12 protein-coding genes, 1 rRNA gene and 1 pseudogene (1 of these 14 only partly in view) are annotated in these 20,131 nt (G+C 66.3%); all 14 read left to right on the forward strand.

What is annotated here, in order from left to right; genetic code table 11:
* Positions 1 to 356: the 3' end of a VWA domain-containing protein gene (locus QN157_10610; protein MDR7556048.1), read on the forward strand. The gene continues 484 nt to the left of window position 1, outside the view; only the last 356 of its 840 coding nucleotides appear in the window; its start codon lies beyond the left edge, outside the window; it ends in the stop codon at positions 354 to 356.
* 1,217 nt (positions 357 to 1,573) lie between these two features.
* Positions 1,574 to 3,433 (forward strand): hypothetical protein, encoded by a 1,860-nt coding sequence (locus tag QN157_10615; GenBank protein MDR7556049.1) that lies wholly within the window; start codon positions 1,574 to 1,576, stop codon positions 3,431 to 3,433.
* 695 nt (positions 3,434 to 4,128) lie between these two features.
* Positions 4,129 to 4,716 carry a hypothetical protein gene (locus tag QN157_10620; protein ID MDR7556050.1) on the forward strand — a complete coding sequence of 196 codons (588 nt, stop codon included), beginning with the start codon at positions 4,129 to 4,131 and terminating at the stop codon, positions 4,714 to 4,716.
* A 63-nt stretch (positions 4,717 to 4,779) separates the two neighbouring features.
* On the forward strand, positions 4,780 to 5,499 hold the full coding sequence (locus QN157_10625) for a hypothetical protein (protein MDR7556051.1): 720 nt from the start codon (positions 4,780 to 4,782) through the stop codon (positions 5,497 to 5,499).
* A gap of 4 nt (positions 5,500 to 5,503) precedes the next feature.
* On the forward strand, positions 5,504 to 6,361 hold the full coding sequence (locus QN157_10630) for a hypothetical protein (GenBank protein ID MDR7556052.1): 858 nt from the start codon (positions 5,504 to 5,506) through the stop codon (positions 6,359 to 6,361).
* 370 nt (positions 6,362 to 6,731) lie between these two features.
* Positions 6,732 to 7,373 (forward strand): recombinase A, encoded by a 642-nt coding sequence (locus tag QN157_10635; GenBank protein MDR7556053.1) that lies wholly within the window; start codon positions 6,732 to 6,734, stop codon positions 7,371 to 7,373.
* Positions 7,351 to 8,841: a DNA polymerase Y family protein gene (locus tag QN157_10640; GenBank protein MDR7556054.1), complete on the forward strand. Its 1,491-nt coding sequence runs from the start codon at positions 7,351 to 7,353 to the stop codon at positions 8,839 to 8,841. Before QN157_10635 ends, QN157_10640 begins: the two co-directional genes overlap by 23 nt.
* Positions 8,842 to 9,041: 200 nt before the next feature.
* Positions 9,042 to 12,152, forward strand: coding sequence for an error-prone DNA polymerase (locus tag QN157_10645; protein MDR7556055.1), 3,111 nt, complete (start codon positions 9,042 to 9,044; stop codon positions 12,150 to 12,152).
* 458 nt (positions 12,153 to 12,610) lie between these two features.
* Positions 12,611 to 13,186 carry a peptide-methionine (S)-S-oxide reductase MsrA gene (gene msrA, locus QN157_10650; protein MDR7556056.1) on the forward strand — a complete coding sequence of 192 codons (576 nt, stop codon included), beginning with the start codon at positions 12,611 to 12,613 and terminating at the stop codon, positions 13,184 to 13,186.
* Complete coding sequence (locus QN157_10655; GenBank protein ID MDR7556057.1) at positions 13,183 to 13,680, forward strand: PaaI family thioesterase; 498 nt, start codon at positions 13,183 to 13,185, stop codon at positions 13,678 to 13,680. Before msrA ends, QN157_10655 begins: the two co-directional genes overlap by 4 nt.
* Positions 13,681 to 13,824: 144 nt before the next feature.
* Positions 13,825 to 14,412, forward strand: coding sequence for an AAA family ATPase (locus tag QN157_10660; protein ID MDR7556058.1), 588 nt, complete (start codon positions 13,825 to 13,827; stop codon positions 14,410 to 14,412).
* Positions 14,413 to 14,461: 49 nt separating this feature from the next.
* Positions 14,462 to 15,010, forward strand: a pseudogene (locus QN157_10665) (O-acetyl-ADP-ribose deacetylase).
* Between the two features lie 604 nt (positions 15,011 to 15,614).
* On the forward strand, positions 15,615 to 15,842 hold the full coding sequence (locus QN157_10670; protein ID MDR7556059.1) for an Lrp/AsnC ligand binding domain-containing protein: 228 nt from the start codon (positions 15,615 to 15,617) through the stop codon (positions 15,840 to 15,842).
* A gap of 368 nt (positions 15,843 to 16,210) precedes the next feature.
* A 23S ribosomal RNA gene (locus QN157_10675) occupies positions 16,211 to 20,092 on the forward strand.
* Positions 20,093 to 20,131: the final 39 nt, after the last annotated feature.

Genomic DNA, 20,131 nt, shown 5'->3' on the forward strand with positions numbered 1-20,131 from the left:
CGCCGATTGTGATAAACATCACTGATGGAGAGGCAACGGACGGCGACCCGAGCGGGCCAGCCGACGCCATCAGAAAGCTCAGCAGCAATGACGGCGAGGTGCTGCTGTTCAACGTGCATCTGTCGTCCCAGCGCGCGACGCCCATAGAGTTTCCGGATACTGAGGCTGGCTTGCCCGATCAGTTCGCTCAACTATTGTTCCGTATGTCGAGTCCCCTGCCTGCCTATATGCGAAGCATCGCTCAGCAGGAGGGGTACAACGTCTCCGAAGGGGCCAGGGGCTTCGTCTTCAATGCAGACATCGTCGCCGTAATCCGCTTCCTCGACATCGGAACTCGGCCAAGTGACCTTCGATAGGCGGAGAGCAGGGTATGCACGTGTTCGCCCAGCCGTTTTGGGCAGCGAAACGGGGGAACGAAGACAGCGAATACGAGGATGCTTTCTGGCCGCGAAAGTCAATAGAACTCAGGGCGACTTGTTTTCGCTGCGCAGTAGCCGACGGTGCGACGGAGACTTCTTACTCCGGGATCTGGGCGAAGCAGCTTGTGCGCTATTGGTGCAAGAACTGTCCGGCTACGGCTTTCGATCCGAACGGGTTCCGCAATTTGCAAGAACGCTGGTCTACAATAGTCCGTAAGCGACCGTTGCCCTGGTATGCGGAGGAGAAAGTCCGGCTGGGCGCCTTTGCCGCCATTGTTGGCCTAGTGTTGGATGACGATGTGGACCGTGAAGGTCGCGGCGGCCACTGGCAGGCCGTAGCTGTGGGGGATAGCTGCTTGGTCCAAATGCGGGGTGAGGAAGTCCTCGTTCGGTTCCCGCTTGCTGATTCGGCGGCCTTTACCAATCGCCCCCGCCTGCTATCCAGTAGTCCTGCCTACACCCGCCCAGTCATTGACCATATTCGCATCATGGACGGGACTTGGCAGGCAGGGGATGCTTTTTATCTCATGACAGACGCCCTAGCCTGTTGGTTCATGCGCGAGACCGAACAGGGCCGAAGGCCTTGGTGTGTCCTCCGTGACCTCAACACTTCCGATGAGGTCAAGCCGTTCCGCGAATGGGTAGAGACCCTACGGACGGAAGGAGCGATGCGAAACGATGACGTGACCCTCTTGCGAGTCGACATAACGTGAGAGGGAGCGACCACGATGGCCTGGCCTACACCGCAGGATTACAACGAAGCTGTCCAGAACCCGAGGCTTGCGTTTGCCGATCCGGAGTTGCAGGTGGGCCGTCCCGAGCTCACACCACTGGGCCTGCCACGCGCTATCACCGGCGGCTTCGCCAGCGTTTACAAGTTGCAATGTCCCCAACGCACGTGGGCCGTAAGGTGCTTCCTGCGACAGTTCCACGATCATGAGCGAAGGTATGCTGCCATAAGCGAGCACCTAAACCGGTTTCGACTCCCCTATGCGGTCGGATTCACCTTTCTGCGCGATGGTATCAGAGTGCGTGGACAGTGGTACCCGATCTTAAAGATGGAATGGGTGCAAGGTGAGCCACTGAGCGCTTTCATTGAGAGGCATCTGGGGAACCGCAGCACCCTCCTCTTCCTTGCAAGGCGCTGGGTCGAGATGGTGAAGGCGCTCCAGCAAGCTTCTATCGCTCACGGAGATTTGCAACACGGTAATGTGCTCGTTGTTGACGGGCAGCTTCGACTTATCGACTATGACGGCATGTACGTCCCAGCCCTTCGGGGTGAGGGCAGCCACGAAGTAGGCCACCGCAATTACCAACATCCACTCAGGACGGAATCAGACTTCGGACCCTATCTGGACAATTTCTCAGCGTGGGTAGTCTATGTGTCTCTGATTGCACTCGCCGCCGACCCAGGACTTTGGAAGCAGTTCGGTGGTGGAGATGAAGCTCTGCTCTTCCGACGCAGAGACTTCGAGCAGCCTGAGGCATCCGATGTTCTTCGCGCCCTTGAGAGGCACCGCGAAGAACAGATACGGTCAGCTATCGCGCTCTTCAAGTCTCTTCTCTACCTCGGACCCCGGGATGTGCCGTCGCTGGATGGGCAGATAGCGCCGCCCAGCCTTTCGGGTAACCAAGTGTCTGGATCCAGCTCAAGCTGGATAGACGATCACGTCAAACCTGGCGGTGCCGTCGCGCCTGTGCAGGTCGCCCCCGAGCCTGCTGTCCCTCCCTCTCCCGATCCGTCATGGATTCTGGAATTTGTAGCACCGAGCCCCAGCGTAGCGGCAAGGGTACCGTTCAAGAACTCTCCGACCCCTGAACGGCTCGTGGTCACCGTTTCGGCCGCCATCATCGTTGCGTTCATCGTATGGATGCCCCCGTTGAGTCCTGTCGGCGCAGGCCCGTGGTTGCTGGGGATTCTCCCCCTCGTGCTGATCAATCTTGCCCTGTGGATCTACCGGTACCGTTCCGACGCCAGCGTGCGTGAGTTGGCACCGGTTAGCGCGAGATTGAGAGCCACCGACGATAAGATTTCGGCGACAGAGCACACCATTGCACTAGCGAACCGGGAGAAGACGAGGCTTCAGGAGCAAAAGGCAGCTGACGAGGCAAGACTCCGGAATGAACTGAAAGAAGCCGAGGCCAAGGAAAAGAAGGAAATCGATGCGTGCCAGGCGACTCTTCAATCCGCCTTGTCCTCCATAAAGGCGAGACGCCAAGCGTTGAACCAGCAAGAAGCGGACGCACTTCGGAAGATCCAAAACGACATCGGAGCCAAGGTGTCGACCTTAAACGGGCAGATCGCCGCGCTGGCCCAGGCCGAGTCTACTGAGCTCGCCAATACGCTTCGCGGTAGGCAGGAACAGCACATTGCTGCGTATCTCCGCCAGTTTAGTTTGCAGAGCGCCCCCATTTCCGGCGTTGGCCCCGCCCTCAGGGCTAGGCTGCTGGCTTCGGGCTTCCATACCGCCGCCGATGTTGATTTTTACGCCGTGCAACGCGTGCACGGGATCGGTCCAGTCCGTGCCAACGCTATAGTTGATTGGCGGAAGTCACTCGAGGCGCGCGCCCGTTCAACAATGCCATCGGCACTTTCCCAGAGCGAGGCAGCGGCGATACGGGCAAAGTATGAGGGGCAACGTCGGGCGCTGGAAGACCAGAGGGATCGGGAGCAAAGCCGTCAGAGAGACGAGGCGGAGAAGATTCGAGCCCAGTATCGGCCCTTGTCGGAGCGGCTAAACGAAGAGGAAAACGACGCCAACGCGAAGACTCAGGCGGCGATTAGCGAGATCCGGGCACGCTATGCCCAACAATACCGCGCTATTCGGGAAACTCTCTCGAAGCTTTCAGATGGCACTGCATCCAGACTCCGGGAGGTCGATGCGAGGATCGCCGAGGGTCGCAAGAAACTGTTCAGCTTGCACTGGGAGAAGGAGAAGCTAAAGCGGGAACTCAAGCCCTATGAGGGAATTCGGTTTTCGGAATACGTGAAGCAGGTGTTCTTTGGTTCGTAGGTGGCGTGAGGGGATTACTCGTGTGGCGATTTCGTAAGGTGTTCGGGCGCGGTCCATTGCGGTGGACACTGTCCAAACGCGGCATCGGGTGGAGCTGGGGAATCCTTGGCCTGCGATACGGAGTCTCGCCGAACGGGCAGCGGTACATTTCGTTCAGCATCCCAGGGACCGGTTTATACTGGATCAAGTACCTGAAGCAAAAGCCCGAATCACCACCTTCTGCTGGAGCTTCACCCACACCACCGTTTGCTGGTCCTACAAATCCGACATCACCGAGGGACGCGACCTCACGTAAGGCTCCGTGGTGGAAGCAGAAGGGGCTGTGACGCTATGGCGAGTGTGGCCAAGAAGACGGGTCGTGCAGGCGCGCTGGCAGCGCGCAGGCTTCTGCGGGGCGCAACAGATTCAGGATGACGCAAGGGGCGCCTAACAACAGCATCAGCGGACGGCGTTGGCGCGCCGCCGCTGAACCGGAGCGTTAGGCCACAACCCACAGGGTGATGAGTCAGGATGAGCATCTTCATTGATACCAATGTCTACTTGTCCTTTTACCACCTCTCCTGCGATGACTTGGAAGAGCTCAAGAAGCTAACTGTGCTTGTTCGCGAAAGTAAGGCCATCCTTCTCCTTACGGATCAAGTGATGGACGAATTTCACCGGAACAGACCGCCAAGATCGCTGACGCTCTGAAGCGCGTGCAAGAGCAACGTCGACCGCTTCAGTTGCCACAAATTGCCAAGCAGTATGATGAATATAAAAGGCTAAGAGATGCGCAGGCTGAACTTGACAAACAACTCGGCGCGTTAATAGAACGGGTAGAAGCAGACGTTGCTAACGGTAGCCTAGAAGCAGATGCTGTTATTGGAGAGCTATTCCAAGTGGCGCGCAGGATTTCGACGACAGACGAGGCACTCTCACGGGCCAAGCTAAGAGTAGAACTGGGAAGACCGCCTGGCAGGAAGGAGTCTCTGGGAGATGCTGTGAACTGGGAACTCATGCTGGCAACGGTTCCCCAAGGCGAAGATCTGTACTTTGTGAGCGACGATGCAGACTACACTTCTTCCCTCAACGAGGATCAGATTCACCCTTATCTTGAGGACGAATGGAATGAGGCAATAAAGTCCAACGTCCATTTCTACAGAAGGCTCTCTGCATTGTTCAGGGAGAAATTCCCGGATATTCGCCTAGCCTCTGAACTTGAGGAAGAGTTACTGATCCAGCAACTTGCAGAAAGGCCGAACTTTCTAACAACACATAGATCAGCTGCGGTTGCGTGCTCATGAACCTGCGCGTCGCCGCAGCCGCAGAAGGCTTGGATGTGCGGATCGAAGCCCTTCCCGACGCGGATGAGCCGGATCGGCTGGCCCGGATTTTCATTTTCTGTGACGCCGGGAGCGCCTGCCGAGGAGGCCTCACTCGTTTCATTCATCGAACAGCGGCGCACTTACCGCAAGCGCACTCTGCCCCGCAACGTGGAAGCCGCTGCCCTGAATCTGCTGATTGACGCAGCGGAACGCGAAGGCGCGTGGTTGCGGCCTCTCGCGACGGACAGCGCCCGGCACAGAGCCGCCGACCTGGTGGCCGAGGGGGACGCTGTGCAGTGGGCCAATCCGAGCTGGCGGCACGAGCTTGCCGTCTGGATGCATCCCCGACGCCGAGGGGACGGGTTGACCGTGCCTGCCCTTGCGGCGCCGCTTGCTCGGGTCGTTGTCCGCACGTTCGACATGGACGGTGGCGTGGGTGCCAAGGATCGGGATCTGGCCGAGGCCTCGCCGCTTCTCGCCGTGCTGGGCACGCACGGCGATCAGCCGCGTGACTGGCTGCTGGCAGGACAGGCATTGGAGCGCGTCCTGCTCGTTGCTTGTCAGAACGGACCTCAGGCGTCGTATCTCAATCAGCCCATCCAGGTAGCGTCGCTGCGGTCCAAGCTCCAGGTTCTGGTCGGCGCCGGCTTTCCGCAGATCCTGCTGCGCCTGGGTTATCCCGCCGAAGAGATTCCGGCCGCACCCCGACCCGCGGTCGAAGACGTGATCGCAGAGGGCGCCGTGCAACACGGCAGGCCGTGAGGTGATCGTGTTGAAGATCCTTATCATAGCCACCTCGGTAGTCATCGTTGCGGTGGCCGCTGCCGTGGCGTATGGCGCTCTCCGGTGGGAAGCCGGCACCCGGGAGTTGCGGGCGCGCCTTGAGGCGGCCCGAATACCCGTGAAGCCCGAGGTTGTCGATTTTCGCGAGCTCGAGGGGCTGCCGGCCCCGGTGCAGCGCTACTTCCGCGCCGTGCTCAAGGAAGGCCAGCCGATGGTGAGCGGCGTGCGCGTGCAGCACCGCGGCACCTTCAACATGAGTGAGACAAGCGAGCAGTGGAAGCCGTTTACCTCGGATCAACGGGTGATTGCCCGACGCCCGGGGTTTGATTGGGATGCTCGGGTTGCGATGATGCCCGGCCTGACGGTTCGGGTGCACGACGCTTACGTCGCCGGCGAAGGCATCCTGCATGCCGCCGTGCTTGGCTTGTTCTCCGTGGTCAACCTGCGTGGCACACGCGAGGTCACCGAAGGTGAGCTGATGCGCTTCTTTGCTGAAGCGGCCTGGTACCCGACCGCGTTGCTCCCCAGCCAGGGTGTTCGCTGGGAGGAAGGCGGTGCGCGATCCGCGCGGGCCACACTGGTCGATGGTTCAGTCTCCGTCACGATGCTATTCAGCTTCAATGAGGACGGTACGATTGAGACGGTAAGGGCCGAGGCGCGCGGCCGTACTGTCGGCGATCAAGTCATCCCAACGCCTTGGCGGGGACGTTTCTGGAACTACCAACGACGGGGAGGCATGCAGGTGCCACTCGACGGGGAAGTGGCTTGGCTGCTGCCCGAGGGCGCAAAGCCGTACTGGCGCGGTCGTATTACCGAAATCGTCTATGAGTTTGTCGAGTGACTGAGGAAATGACCAGACGGAGCACGGCTGTCTAACAACCTGTTGCAGCAGACGGTCCGCTGCGCGGCCCGCCGCGGCTGAGCGGGACCGTTACCACATCGCGTGCGGGGACGCTGACAATCGCCTGCGTGTTGTAGATGTCATACGGGAAGCCATCCCGAACACAGCCCGCGGCTCTGGAGTGCTCAGCCATGGCCGTTTTGGGGACCTTGGGAGTTTGGATGTGTTCCACGCGTGGCCCACGATTGGGAGATGGTGATGCCAGCGGCAACTGCCGGGCCTACGGCTCAGCGGCTTTCTGCCCCCTTGACTATCGAACATATGTTCGTATAATGGAGGCTGCCTGAACACCACGCGACAACGAGGTCCTGTGGCTTCGCTACCCCTGCATCTGGCAACCGCATGGCCGGAGGTCCGGCCAGCACGCGCGCATTGGGGACTCGCTGCGACCGCCGGCCGCCTGGTCGAGGTGACGGGCGCCGAGGACACCGCCGCGCTCACCATGGTCGTCCGGCTCCTCCTCGACGCGCAGCAGCAGGGCGAGCAGACGGCCTGGGTGGCCTGCACCGGCAGCCTGCCCTTTCCGCCCGACCTGCTCGAGAACGGTCTCGATCTGCAGGCGCTGGTCGTCGTGCGCGTGCCCGAGCTCCTGGCCGGTGCGCGGGCCGCCGACAGCCTGATCCGCTCCGGGGCGTTCGGCCTCGTGGTCGTAGATGCCGAGGGACCTCCGCGTCTTCCTACCCCGGTGCTGGCCCGGCTGGCATCGCTCGCGCAGCGCCATCACACCGCGCTGGTCTTCCTGACGCAGTACCGCGCGGCTTCCCACCTTGCGTCGGCTGGCGCCGACGGCACATCTCCCCTCGGGTCCCTGATCTCCCTGCGCGTGCGCGCCCGCCGGCAGCGCCTCGCCGCCGACCGGTTCCGCTGCTGGCTCGAGGTGCTCAAGGACAAGCGACGGGGGCCCACCTGGGGCGTCGACGAGGTGTGCCGTGGAGCGCCTGGCATGCGTTGACGTCCCGGCGCTGCCGCTGCAGCTGGCGCTGCGCGAACATCCCGACTGGCGACGGTCGCCGGTCGCCGTGGTCGAGGACGACCGGCCGCAGAGCCCGATCCTGTGGGTCAACGGGCGCGCCCGACGCGCCGGCGTCGCCCCGGGAATGAGCTATGCGTCGGCGCTGGCGCTCGCCCCGACCCTGCGCGCGGTCCCCCTGGCCTCCATGCCGATCGCTCACACGGTGGAGGCGATCGCCGCGCGGCTGCGGGCGTTCTCGCCCGAGGTCGAGCCCGCAGCCGAAGTCCCAGGGGTGTTCTGGGCAAGCCTGACCGGGCTCCACCGACTCTACGCTTCTCCCGCTGTCTGGGCCACGGCGGTGCGGGCCGACCTGGCCGACGCGGGGGTCGTGGCGGTCGTCGTCGTGGGGTTCACGCGCTTTGGCACCTATGCCACAGCGCACCTCACCCGTAGCGTGCGGATCTTCGTCGACCCGCGTGAGGAACGCGTGGCTGCCGGTCGAGTGCCGCTGTCGCGCCTGGGCGAGATCCCGCCGCGTGCGCTGGAGGCGCTGCACCAGCTCGGGGTCGCCTCGGTGGACGCTCTCGTGCGCCTGCCGGCGGCAGGAGTGCTGGAACGCTTCGGGCCCGAGGTGTACCGGCTGCACCGGCGAGCTACCGGCGACCTGTGGGACCCGTTGCACCCCCAGGTGCCGGCCGATCCGATCCGGCGCACGGTGCTCCTCGATGCGCCCGAGCGCGACGTCGAGGGGCTCCTCTTCCTGCTCAAGCGGCTGCTGCATCCGATGCTGGCCGCGCTCGCCACCCGGGGACAGGCGCTGGCCGTACTCGAGGTCCGCCTGCGGCCGGAGGGACACCCCTGGCAGGTCGAGCGGCTCCGCCCCGCGGCGCCCACGCTGGACGTGGTGCAGATCCTCGACCTCGTGCGCCTGCGGCTGGAGACCCTGGCGATGCCCGGCGGGGTCGTCGAGGTCCACCTGGAGGCCGAGGGCCAGCCTGCGCCGCCTGCTCAGCTCCACCTGTTTGCCGAACACCAGCAGCGCGACCTGGCCGCCGGCGCCCGGGCGCTGGCGCGGCTGCGCGCCCTGTTCGGCGACGACGCGGTGGTCCGGCCCGTAGTACGCCAGGGGCACCTGCCCGAAGCCCGCGTCGGCTGGGAGCCGGTCGATCGGTTGCAGCCCCCGCAGCCGCGCCCGCCCCGCGAACCTGCCCTCGTCCGGCGAGTGTGGGCACGCCCCCAGGCGCTGCCGGCCCCGCCGCGGCCAAGCCACGACGACGGCTGGCTCCTCTCGGGCGTAGGACGCGGGCCCGTAGTCGATCAGGCAGGGCCCTACGTCGTCTCGGGGGGCTGGTGGGTGCGCGAGGTCTGGCGCGACTACTACTTCGTCCAGACGCAGCGGGGCGAGGTGCTGTGGGTGTACTATGACCGCCGGCGGCGGCAGTGGTTTCTGCATGGGCGGGTGGAGTGAGTGTCGCGGGCGGGTGCCCTTGTCGCAGTCCCAGCATACCGCGTTCACCCGGTCCGGGCGGAGCCGCCCATGCCGTTCCGGCCCGTGGGAGCTGGCTTCCGCTTCGGACTGCCGGCGCCGTTGTGCTGCGAGGGGGCATGGTCGTCCGCCGGCGCGCACGCTCCGGGTACGCGGCCGGCGCCGTAGGCTGGTGAGGAGTCGTGACCTACGTTCCCCTGTGGTGCAAGTCTGCCTTTTCGTTCCACGAGGGGGCTTCGCACCCCGAGGAACTCGTCGAGGAAGCCCACCGGCTGGGCCTGCCCGCCCTCGCCCTCACCGACCGTGACGGGGTCTACGGGGTCGTCGAAGCGTACCTGAAGGCCCGCGAGCTGGGCGTGCATCTGATCGTCGGTGCGCAGGTCACGGTGACCGATGGCACCGAGATCGTCCTGCTGGCCCGCGACCGCGCCGGGTACGCCAACCTCTGTCGGTTGCTCACCGTCGGCCGGCTGCGCGCGCCCAAGGGGCACGGCGTTGTCACCTGGGACGAGGTCTGCGCCCATGCCCCGGGACTGCTCGCGCTGTGGGGCGGGGAGCGCAGCCGCCTGGTGGCGGAGGCCGACCCACCGGCCGGCCCAGACCTCGATACCGTCGCGGGGGCCCTGCGCGAGACCTTCGGGGACGCGCTCTACGCCATGGCCGCGCGGCACCGCTGCGACGCCGAGGTGCGCCAGGAGGCCCGGCTGCGCGCACGAGCAGCGCGCTACGGCCTGCCCGTCGTGGGCGCCATCGAAGTGCTCTACCACACCCCGGCCCGCCGGCCGGTGCAGGACGTGCTCACCTGCATCCGCCACGGCACGACCCTGGCCGCCGCCGGGCGGCTCCTGCGGCCCAACGCCGAGCACGCGTTGAAGACGCCCGCGGCGTTTGCGGCCCTCTTCGACGACGATGCGCGGGCCGTGGGGTTGACGCGCGAGATCGCCGCGCGCTGCGCGTTCTCCCTGGGCGAGTTGCGGTACCGCTACCCGGCCGAGCGCCTGCCGGAGGGCACGACCTCGTCGCAGTGGCTGCGCGAGCTGACCCTGGCCGGGGCGCGGGAGCGCTACGGCGGCCGGGTGCCGCCTGCGGTGGCCGCGCAGCTCGAGCGGGAACTGGCGCTCATCGAGGAGCTCGACTACGGCGGCTACTTCCTGACGATGCACGAGATCGTGCAGTTCTGCCGGTCGCAGGGCATCCTCTGCCAGGGCCGCGGCTCGGCCGCCAACTCGGCGGTGTGCTACTGCCTGGGCATCACCGCAGTCGACCCCGTGCGCATGGACCTGCTCTTCGAGCGGTTCCTCTCCCGCGAGCGCGCCGAGCCGCCCGACATCGACCTCGACATCGAGCACACCCGGCGAGAGGAGGTCATCCAGTGGGTCTACCGGCGCTACGGCCGTGACCGCGCCGCGATGGTCGCCAACGTCATCCGCTACCGGCCCCGCTCTGCCCTGCGCGACGTCGGCAAGGCCCTGGGGCTGTCGCCCACGGCGCTGGATCGTCTGGCCAAGTTGCACGGGTATACGGGCGACGTCTCTCCGGACGTGCTGCGCGAGGCCGGGCTCGATCCCGGCGTGCCCCTGCACCAGCACCTGGTCCGGGTGGCCAACGAGCTCCTCGACCTCCCCCGGCACCTGTCGATCCACCCCGGCGGCTTCCTCCTCGGCCACGAGCCCGTCTCGACCCTGGTGCCCATCGAGAACGCCACCATGCCCGACCGCACGGTCATCCAGTGGGACAAGGACAGCACCGAGGGGGTGGGGCTGTTCAAGGTGGACCTGTTGGGACTGGGGGCGCTCACCCAGCTGCACTTGGCCTTCGACCTCCTGCGGGCGCACCGCGGCCTCGACCTCTCCATGGCGACGCTTCCCCCCGACGACCCCGAGACGTTCGACGCCATCGGCCGCGCCGACACCGTGGGGGTCTTCCAGATCGAGAGCCGCGCGCAGATGGCGATGCTGCCGCGGCTACGGCCGCGGTCATACTACGACCTGGTGATCGAGATCAGCATCGTGCGCCCCGGGCCCATCGTGGGCGGCATGGTGCACCCCTACCTGCGCCGGCGGGCCGGCGAGGAGCCGGTCGTCTACCCGCACCCGTCGCTGGAGCCGGTGCTGGCCAAGACCCTGGGCGTGCCGCTGTTCCAGGAGCAGGTGATCCGCCTGGCCATGGTGGCGGCCGACTACACTCCTGGCGAGGCCGACCAGCTGCGCCGCGACATGGCGGCCTGGCGGCGGTCGGGGCGCATCGAGCGGCACCGCGAGCGCTTGCTGGCGCGCATGCAGGCCAAGGGCATCGCGCCGGAGTTCGCGGCGCGCATCTTCGACCAGATCCGCGGCTTTGGCGAGTACGGTTTCCCGGAATCCCACGCGGCCAGCTTCGCCCTGATCGCCTACGCGGCCGCCTACCTCAAGTGCCACTACCACGCCGAATTCACCTGTGCGCTGCTCAACGCCCAGCCCATGGGGTTCTACGCGCCCTCGACGCTCGTCGAGGACGCGAAGCGGCACGGGGTGGAGATCCGACCGGTGGACGTGCAGTGGAGCGCGTGGGACTGCACGCTGGAGGAGGCGCCTGCCAGCCGGTGGCGGTTCGCGGTGCGCATGGGCCTGCGCTACGTCAAGGGGCTGGGCGATGCCGACGGCCGGCGCATCACGGCAGCCCGCGCGCAGGCGCCGTTTGCGTCGCTGGAGGACTTCGTGCGCCGTACCGGGCTGGATGCGGGCGCGCTCGTGGCCCTGGCGCGGGCCGGCGCCTTCGCGGGGCTGGGTGCCGACCGGCGCCAGGCCCTGTGGGCGGTGCGCGCGCTGGTCGGCCGCCGCACCCTGACGCTGCCCGTGGAGATCACCGAGACCGTCCCGCCCTTCAAGGATCTCGACCGGCTCGAGACCATCGCCTGGGACTACGAGACGACGTGGCACAGCCCCCGGGGCCATCCTCTGGAGCCGCTGCGGCCGGTGCTGGCCGCGGCTGGCCTGCCCGATGCGCAGGCGGTCGCCAGCCTGCCCGACGGTGCCACGGTGCGCTACGCGGGCCTGGTGATCTGCCGGCAGACGCCCGGCACCGCGTCAGGGGTGACGTTCATGACCCTGGAGGACGAGACGGGGTTCGTCAACCTGGTGGTCTGGCCGCGGGTGTTCGCGCGTTACGCCCGTCTGGCGAAGACGGCGCCGCTGCTGGGGGTCACGGGCCGGCTGCAGAAGCAACAGGGGGTGGTGCACATCGTCGCGCGGGCGCTGTGGGTGCCCGCGCTCCCTGCCCGTCCGCCGGCGCTGGCCAGCCGCGACTTCCACTGACCTCACCGCGCCGGGCTCATGCCCCCAGCGCGCATGGTCCCGTGGTTCCACCGCAGGCGTCCGCACCGAGTCGTCCACCGCACGTCCCAGCGCGTGTGGCGCGGCGGCGCTGGCCCGCGCACCCCTCGCCCACTCGTCAGCCGCCGCCCCGCCAGCGCGCGTGGCGGCGTGTTCCACGGACGCACCATGGGCAATCTCTCGGCTCGCCCGCCCCAGCGCGCGTGGCAGCGTGGGCGATGCATGGAGGAGGGAGCCCCCTGCCGCTGCGAGAAACAGCGTGGCGGACGCGCCATCCCACGGGCGGTCCTGGCCGCGGGCGCGAGCGCCACGGGACAGCGTCCGGCCGACCGAGGCGTCCGCAACGAGCACGTCGGCCCGCGGCGGGCAGGTTGGCCTGTGATAAGCACGTTGGCCCGCGGTGGGCGCGCTGGCGCCGACAGGAAACGGAGGTGGGCTCCATGGGATCTGACCCCTCGCGCCGCGAGGTCGCCACGCTGGCAGGAGGATGTTTCTGGTGCCTGGAGGCTGTCTTCAGCGAGCTGCGCGGGGTCGAGCGTGTGGTCTCCGGCTACTCGGGGGGCCACGTGCCGCATCCGACCTACGAGCAGGTGTGCTCGGACACGACGGGCCACGCCGAGGCCGTGCAGATCACCTACGACCCCAGCGTCATCTCCTACCGCGACCTCCTCGACGTCTTCTTTGCCATCCACGACCCAACGACGCCAAACCGCCAGGGCCCGGACGTAGGATCGCAGTACCGGTCGGCCATCTTCTATCACACGCCGGAGCAGCAGGCGATCGCCCAGCAGGTGATCGCCGAACTGGAGGCCGCACGGCGCTACGCCGACCCCATCGTCACCCAGGTGGTGCCGTTCGAGGCCTTCTACCCGGCCGAAGACTACCACCAGAACTACTTCGCCACCCACCCAGACCAGCCGTACTGCGCGGCCGTCGTCGCGCCCAAGGTCGCCAAGTTCCGCAAGCAGTTCCTGGCGAAGCTCAAGCGGCCCGAAGGCGCGCGCGCGCACCCGTGACCGGCGCCGGCGATGCCAGCCGGCCGCGGGCGATCCAGGATACCTACCCCGACCAGGTCGCCCACTGCTACGGGTGCGGCCGGCTGAACCCGGACGGGCTGCACCTCAAGAGCTACTGGCAGGGGAGCGAAGCGACGGCGGTGTTCCGGCCGCGGCCCTACCACACCGCACTCCCGGGCTACGTCTACGGCGGCCTGCTGGCGTCCCTGGTGGACTGCCACGGCACCGGGACCGCGGCAGCCGCGGCAGCGCGCGCTGCCGGGCTGGACCCCGAGCGCGACCCACCCCCGCGCTTCGTGACGGCCGCCCTGCGGGTGGAGTACCTCAAGCCCACCCCGCTCGACGCCGAGTTGCACCTGCGCGGGCGCGTGCGGGAACACGCGGGTCGCAAGGTGGTCGTCGAGGTGACGGTGGAGGCACGAGGCGAGGTCACCGTCCGGGGCGAGGTGGTGGCCGTGCAGATGCCCGAGGCCATGGCACCGCCGGCCCCGTAGCAGTCTCGATGTCGTGGCACGGCCAGCGGGCTGGCACCGGATCGCCCGGGAGGCGCGCACGGGCCCATCACGGTCTCGACCGCGGTGGCTCGACCCCTGGAGGGTGAGAGGGGGCCTGACTGCTGCGGCGAATGCTGCCTGGCGGTGCGCCTGCGCATCCCGGTTCCCTCTCTCGTCGTCCTCTGCGGCCCTGCCGGCAGCGGCAAGAGCACGTTCGCGGCCCGTCACTTTCCGCCCACCGCCATCGTGTCGTCCGACCGCTGTCGCGCCATGCTGGGCGACGACGAGCGCAACCTGGCCGTCTCCCGCGACGCCTTCGAGCTGTTCCACTTCATCATCGCCCGGCGCCTAGCCCTGGGCCGGCTGGCCGTGGCGGACAGCACCGCGCTCAGGAAAGAGGCGCGTCGCGCCCTGCTGGAGATCGGCCGGCGGGCGGGTGTGCCGGTGTACCTCATCGTCTTCGATGTGGACGAGGACCGGTGCTACTACCACGACACGTTGCGCGACCGGCGGGTGGGACGTCCCGTCATTGGGCGTCAGGTGCAGGCGCTGCGGGAGGCGCTGAAGACCATTCCCCACGAGGGCTTCGATCACGTCATCATCCTGGACGACGCCCTGGCGCGCACGGTGTCAGTGGAGCTCGTCCCGATGCCTGTGGAGCACGGGGTGCGTCGCGAGGCTCCTGAGGCCGAGGCCGCCTACGATCAGCAGGAGAGTGCGCATTCAAGCTGAACTGAGCATTCCGGGAACTGGTGCAGGGGGCTGGTGGACGGGGGTCGGGATGCCACGCGAGCCGATCCGGCGGACGATCGACGGGCATGTCCTGACGCTGGTGCAGGGCGACATCACGCACCAGCGGGTGGACGCCATCGTCAACGCCGCCAACAGCCGGCTGGTCGGTGGCGGCGGCGTGGACGGTGCGATCCGTCGCGCCGGCGGCCCCGCCATCGAGGAGGAGTGCGCGCGGATCCGTGCGGCGCAGGGCGGGTGCCCGACGGGCTCGGCGGTGATCACCGGAGCCGGCCGGCTCCCCGCCCGGTACGTGATCCACGCAGTCGGTCCGGTCTGGTCTGGCGGTCGCCAGGGTGAAGCTGCGCTGCTGGCGTCGGCCTACCGCTCGAGTCTGGAGCTGGCGACCGCCCATGGCGTCCGGACGATCGCCTTCCCGTCCATCAGCACCGGCGTGTACGGGTACCCGGTGGCGCTGGCGGCCCAGGTGGCGCTTCGGACCGTGGTCGAGGTCGTGCAGGGCACGTCGATCGAGGAAGTACGGTTCGTGCTGTTTTCCGAGCAGGATTTCGACGCATACGCCGCAGCCCTGGAGGAGGTGTTGGGTGCCATGAAGCAGGAGCCATCGCTGCACGATCGGTCGGATCGGACGTCGCAGGGCGCCCTGGGCGAGGATCTGGTGCACGGCGCCGCGGGGACCGCGCCCGCGGAGCCGGCGGGGGCCACCGGCGGCGCAGGCCAGGATGGTGCCCCGGGGGGAGTGTCCGGCATAGGGGGCCCGGGGGCGCAGCCTCAGCAACCGCTGTGGCAGACGACGCCGCCGGGCGGTACGGAGGAGGCAGCAGAGGCCCCGGCGGCGCCGGCTGCTAAGGCTCGCCGCGCGCGGCCACAGGCGCGGCCCGCGCGCAAGCCGTCTCGGGCGGCGAGACGGCGCGGTGTGGCCAGGCGGCGAAGGGGCGCTGCAGCGGCCGGGCGTCGCGGGGGCGCCCGCCGACCCGCTGGCGCCGGGGCTCGCGGCGGTCCCAGACGGCGCCGGACGGCCGGGCGTCCGACGCGAACAGTGCGCCGGGGCGGCGGTCGGGCGGCGGGCGGTCGCCGTCAGGCGCGTACGGCCGCGGGAGCGCGACGCGGGCGGGCACGGAGAGGCGTGCGGCGTCGCCGGGCCTGACGGCGGAGGGGGCTCCAACCCCGGGAGGTGAGCGACAGTGGTCTCCGCGGTCGTGCTCTTGAAGGCCCATCCCGGTCAGGCGCGCAAGGCGGCCATCGCCCTGCGGAAGATCAAGGGCGTGCGCGAGGTGCACGTGGTGACCGGGCCCTACGACATCGTCTGCTTCACCGAGGCCGGTGACATGGCCGCGCTGGGCGACACGGTCATCTCACGCATTCAACGGACGCCCGGGGTCGCCGACACGCTGACCTGTCTCGTCGTGTGACGGGGTGACCTTGTAGGAGCCCTGTGGGCCCTGTGAGCCCAGGGTTGACAAGCCCTGGGTGCCTTCTATAATGAGTTGTGGCTCTGACACAGGGAGGGAGCGCTGCTGCAGAGGGTAACGGTGGTGACCGGGTAACCTCATAGGCGGTTGCACGATGAGCAGTCCCCGAGGGGATTTCGCTCATCCCCTCTTTTTTGTGCCATAGCCAGCAGCCTCAATGTTCCCCCGGCGTACCCGGTGGGATCCGCCGCGCGGCGGCGGGGCGCACCTTGACAAGTGCAAACGGAAGACGTCACTGCCCGCGGATCGAGCCGATCGGCGGGATGGTGATGTGTTGTCAGGCTCTGAACAGCTGCTCCTAGGGCGGGTCTCAAGCTACTACGGGCACACGGCGGATGCCTTGGCGCCAAGGGCTGATGAAGGACGCTGCCGGCGGCGAAAGGGTCGGGGAGGTGCCAAGCAACCTTCGATCCGGCCGTCTCCGAATGGGGCAACCCGGCGCGGGTCATGCCGCGTCATCCCGTGCTGAATCCATAGGCACGGGAGAGCCAGTCGGGGAACTGAAACATCTCAGTACCCGGAGGAACAGAAATCAACCGAGATTCCCTGAGTAGTGGCGAGCGAAAGGGGAGGAGCCCAAACCTCGGGCGTGCCAAGCTCGCGGGCGTTGCGCTCGAGGGGTTGCAGGACATCGTCGGACGGGACCGCGATCCCGTCGGGAAGTGACCAATCCGCACGCTAGCCGAACGGTCCTGGAACGGCCGGCCACAGCGGGTGACAGCCCCGTAGGCGAAAGCGTGTGGACTTCCTGGGCGGTGTTCCTGAGTACCACGGGACACGTGGAACCCCGTGGGAAGCCGGGAGGACCACCTTCCAAGGCTAAATACCCTTGGCGACCGATAGTGCACGAGTACCGTGAGGGAAAGGTGAAAAGAACCCCGGGAGGGGAGTGAAATAGAACCTGAAACCGTGTGCCTACAAACAGTCGGAGGGCTATGCCGGTCTTCGGACCGGAACGCCTGACGGCATGCCTATTGAAGAATGAGCCGGTGAGTTGCAACGTGTGGCGAGCTTAAGGGAGCGTATCCCGGAGGCGGAGGGAAACCGAGTCTGAACAGGGCGCCGTTCCCGGATGGGAAGCCGCACGCGCGGCAGTCGCACGTTGCAGACCCGAAACCGGGTGAGCTACCCATGGCCAGGGTGAAACGCGGCTAACCCCGCGTGGAGGCCCGAACCCGTTGGTGTTGAAAAACCATGGGATGAGCTGTGGGTAGGGGTGATATGCCAATCGAACCCGGAGATAGCTGGTTCTCCCCGAAATGCATTGAGGTGCAGCCCCGAGCGCAGCACGGCGGTGGTAGAGCACTGGATGGGCTAGGGCGGGAGGACCCGTGCCGAACCCAACCAAACTCCGAATGCCGTCGTGTGGTCGTCGGGAGTGAGACGGTGGGGGATAAGCTTCATCGTCAAGAGGGGAACAACCCAGACCGCCAGCTAAGGTCCCCAAGTGATGGCTAAGTGGGAAAGGAAGTGGCATCGCTAAGACAGCCAGGAGGTTGGCTTAGAAGCAGCCATCCTTTAAAGAGTGCGTAATAGCTCACTGGTCGAGTGGTGCTGCGCCGAAAATCCAACGGGGCTCAAGCCATCCACCGAAGCTGCGGATCCCGCGCGTGGTGTCGTCCTGCGCGGGGTGGTAGGGGAGCGTTCCGCAGTAGGCTGAAGGCGGACCGTGAGGACCGCTGGACGATGCGGAAGTGCGAATGCCGGCATGAGTAGCGAAAAGGCAGGTGAGAATCCTGCCCGCCGTAAGGCCAAGGGTTCTTACGGAAGGTTCGTCCGCGTAAGGTTAGGCGGGCCCTAAGGCGAGGCCGAAAGGCGTAGCCGATGGACAGCCGGTCGACATTCCGGCCCCGCGGCGCATCCGTGACGAGCCAAGGGGGGACGCAGAAGGGTAGGCCTACCGGGTGATGGTCGTCCCGGGCTAAGCAGGTAGGCGGAGGCGCCAGGCAAATCCGGTGCCTCGTACAACGCCGAGATGCGAACGCGAGCTCAAGGGCAACCGCGAGCGAAGTGGCTGAGCCCACGCTGCCAAGAAAAGCCTCGTGGCCAGGATGCCCGCGCCCGTACCGGAAACCGACACAGGTGGCCGGGCACGTAGAGTGCCAAGGCGCGCGAGAGAACCCTCGTCAAGGAACTCGGCAAGTTGACCCCGTAACCTCGGGAGAAGGGGTGCCTTCGAGCGTTGCCGGCCTGCGCCGGCTGCGCGAGGAGGCCGCAGTGAATCGGCTCAGCCGACTGTTTAACAAAAACACAGGTCTCTGCGAAGCCGCAAGGCGACGTATAGGGGCTGACGCCTGCCCAGTGCCGGAAGGTTAAGGGGACGGGTTAGCTGGGGTTCGCCCCGGCGACGCCCTGAACCGAAGCCCCGGTGAACGGCGGCCGTAACTATAACGGTCCTAAGGTAGCGAAATTCCTTGTCGGGTAAGTTCCGACCTGCACGAATGGCGTAACGAGCTGAGCGCTGTCTCGACGAGGGACTCGGCGAAGTTGTGAGACCCGTGAAGACACGGGTTACCCGCAGCTGGACGGAAAGACCCCGTGGAGCTTTACTGCAGCTTGCCATTGGATTTGGTCTTACCATGTAGAGGATAGGTGGGAGGCAGAGAAGCGGGGGCGCCAGCTCCCGTGGAGCCGCCCTTGGAATACCACCCTTGGCAAGATTAAGTCCTAACCGGCATCCTCAGCGGGTGTCGAGACAGTGGCAGGTGGGCAGTTTGACTGGGGCGGTCGCCTCCTAAACGGTAACGGAGGCGCCCAAAGGTCCCCTCAGCACGGTTGGAAACCGTGCGGCGAGTGCAAGGGCATAAGGGGGCTTGACTGTGAGGCCTACAAGCCGAGCAGGGGCGAAAGCCGGGCCTAGTGATCCTACGGCGGCAAGTGGAAGCGCCGTGGCTTAACGGATAAAAGCTACCCCGGGGATAACAGGCTGATCTCCCCCAAGAGTCCACATCGACGGGGAGGTTTGGCACCTCGATGTCGGCTCATCGCATCCTGGGGCTGTAGTAGGTCCCAAGGGTTGGGCTGTTCGCCCATTAAAGCGGTACGTGAGCTGGGTTCAGAACGTAGGACACACTGCGTCCCCTGGGAGCGATCCCAGGGTGCTCTCCGGCTGATATCGGTGGAACCCTCGCGTGGCCTCCGAACACCACGCAGGGCAATACCGAGGGAAGAGTCGGGAGCCAGATGAAGGACGCGTTGATCGGGATCGTCCTTGGTGATGGCCATTTGGAGGTGCACGGGCGCGGTGTGCGTCTCCAGGTAAACCACTCGGTACGCCTGCGAGCGTATGTGGAGTGGAAACACCGGGAGCTGAGAGCACTTCGGCCGTCGCCAGTGCATGGTCACGACAACGCGGGCTACCCGTTCTGGCGGTTTGTGACGCGGTGCCATCCATACCTAGCGGAGTTGCGGCGGTTGTTCTATCGACATGGCCGCAAGATCGTTCCGGCGACTATCGGGGAGCTGTTGGTCCACCCCAAGGCGCTGGCCGTCTGGTTCATGGACGATGGCACGTGCGATCGGCGGCAGGGCTCCATGCTGTTCGAGACACAATGCTTCGGCGCGGCTGATCTCGTGCGACTGGTGGCAACGCTAGCGCAGAATTTCGACCTGCGCGTGCGCATTCACCGCAGCGGGATCGGACGCGGGCTGCGCCTGTACGTGCCCGTGGCTGAGGCGACAAAGCTCGTCCGACTCATTGAGCCCTACGTGCTGCCGGAACTGCGGTACAAGCTCCCGATTCCCCGTAACGACTGAAGGCTACAAGGCCTGAGATGGGTGTCGTGCCGTGTGGCGAAACTGTGACACTCATCAGACGCCGGCTCCTTCGATCCTTCCGAAGGATGGAGCTATAGTCTGTGCCTCTGGAAACAGAGGGTGAACACGCGTGAGACAGTTCGGTCCCTATCCACTGTGGGCGCAGGTGACTTGAGGGGAGCTGCTCCTAGTACGAGAGGACCGGAGTGGACGGACCTCTGGTGTACCGGTTGTCCTGCCAAGGGCACGTGCCGGGTAGCCATGTCCGGACGGGATAAGCGCTGAAAGCATCTAAGCGCGAAGCCCACCCCAAGATGAGGTCACCCACCGGGTTAACCGGGTAAGTCCCCTGGGAGACTACCAGGTCGATAGGCCGCAGGTGTAAAGCCGTAAGGCGTAGCCTAGCGGTACTAATAGGACGAGGGCTTGTCCTGCTCTAGGGGCAGCTGTGCGGAGCCTGCAACGCGCCGGTA

This window comes from Armatimonadota bacterium (genome assembly GCA_031459855.1).
GTDB classification, from domain to species: Bacteria; Sysuimicrobiota; Sysuimicrobiia; order Sysuimicrobiales; family Humicultoraceae; genus Fervidifonticultor; species Fervidifonticultor primus.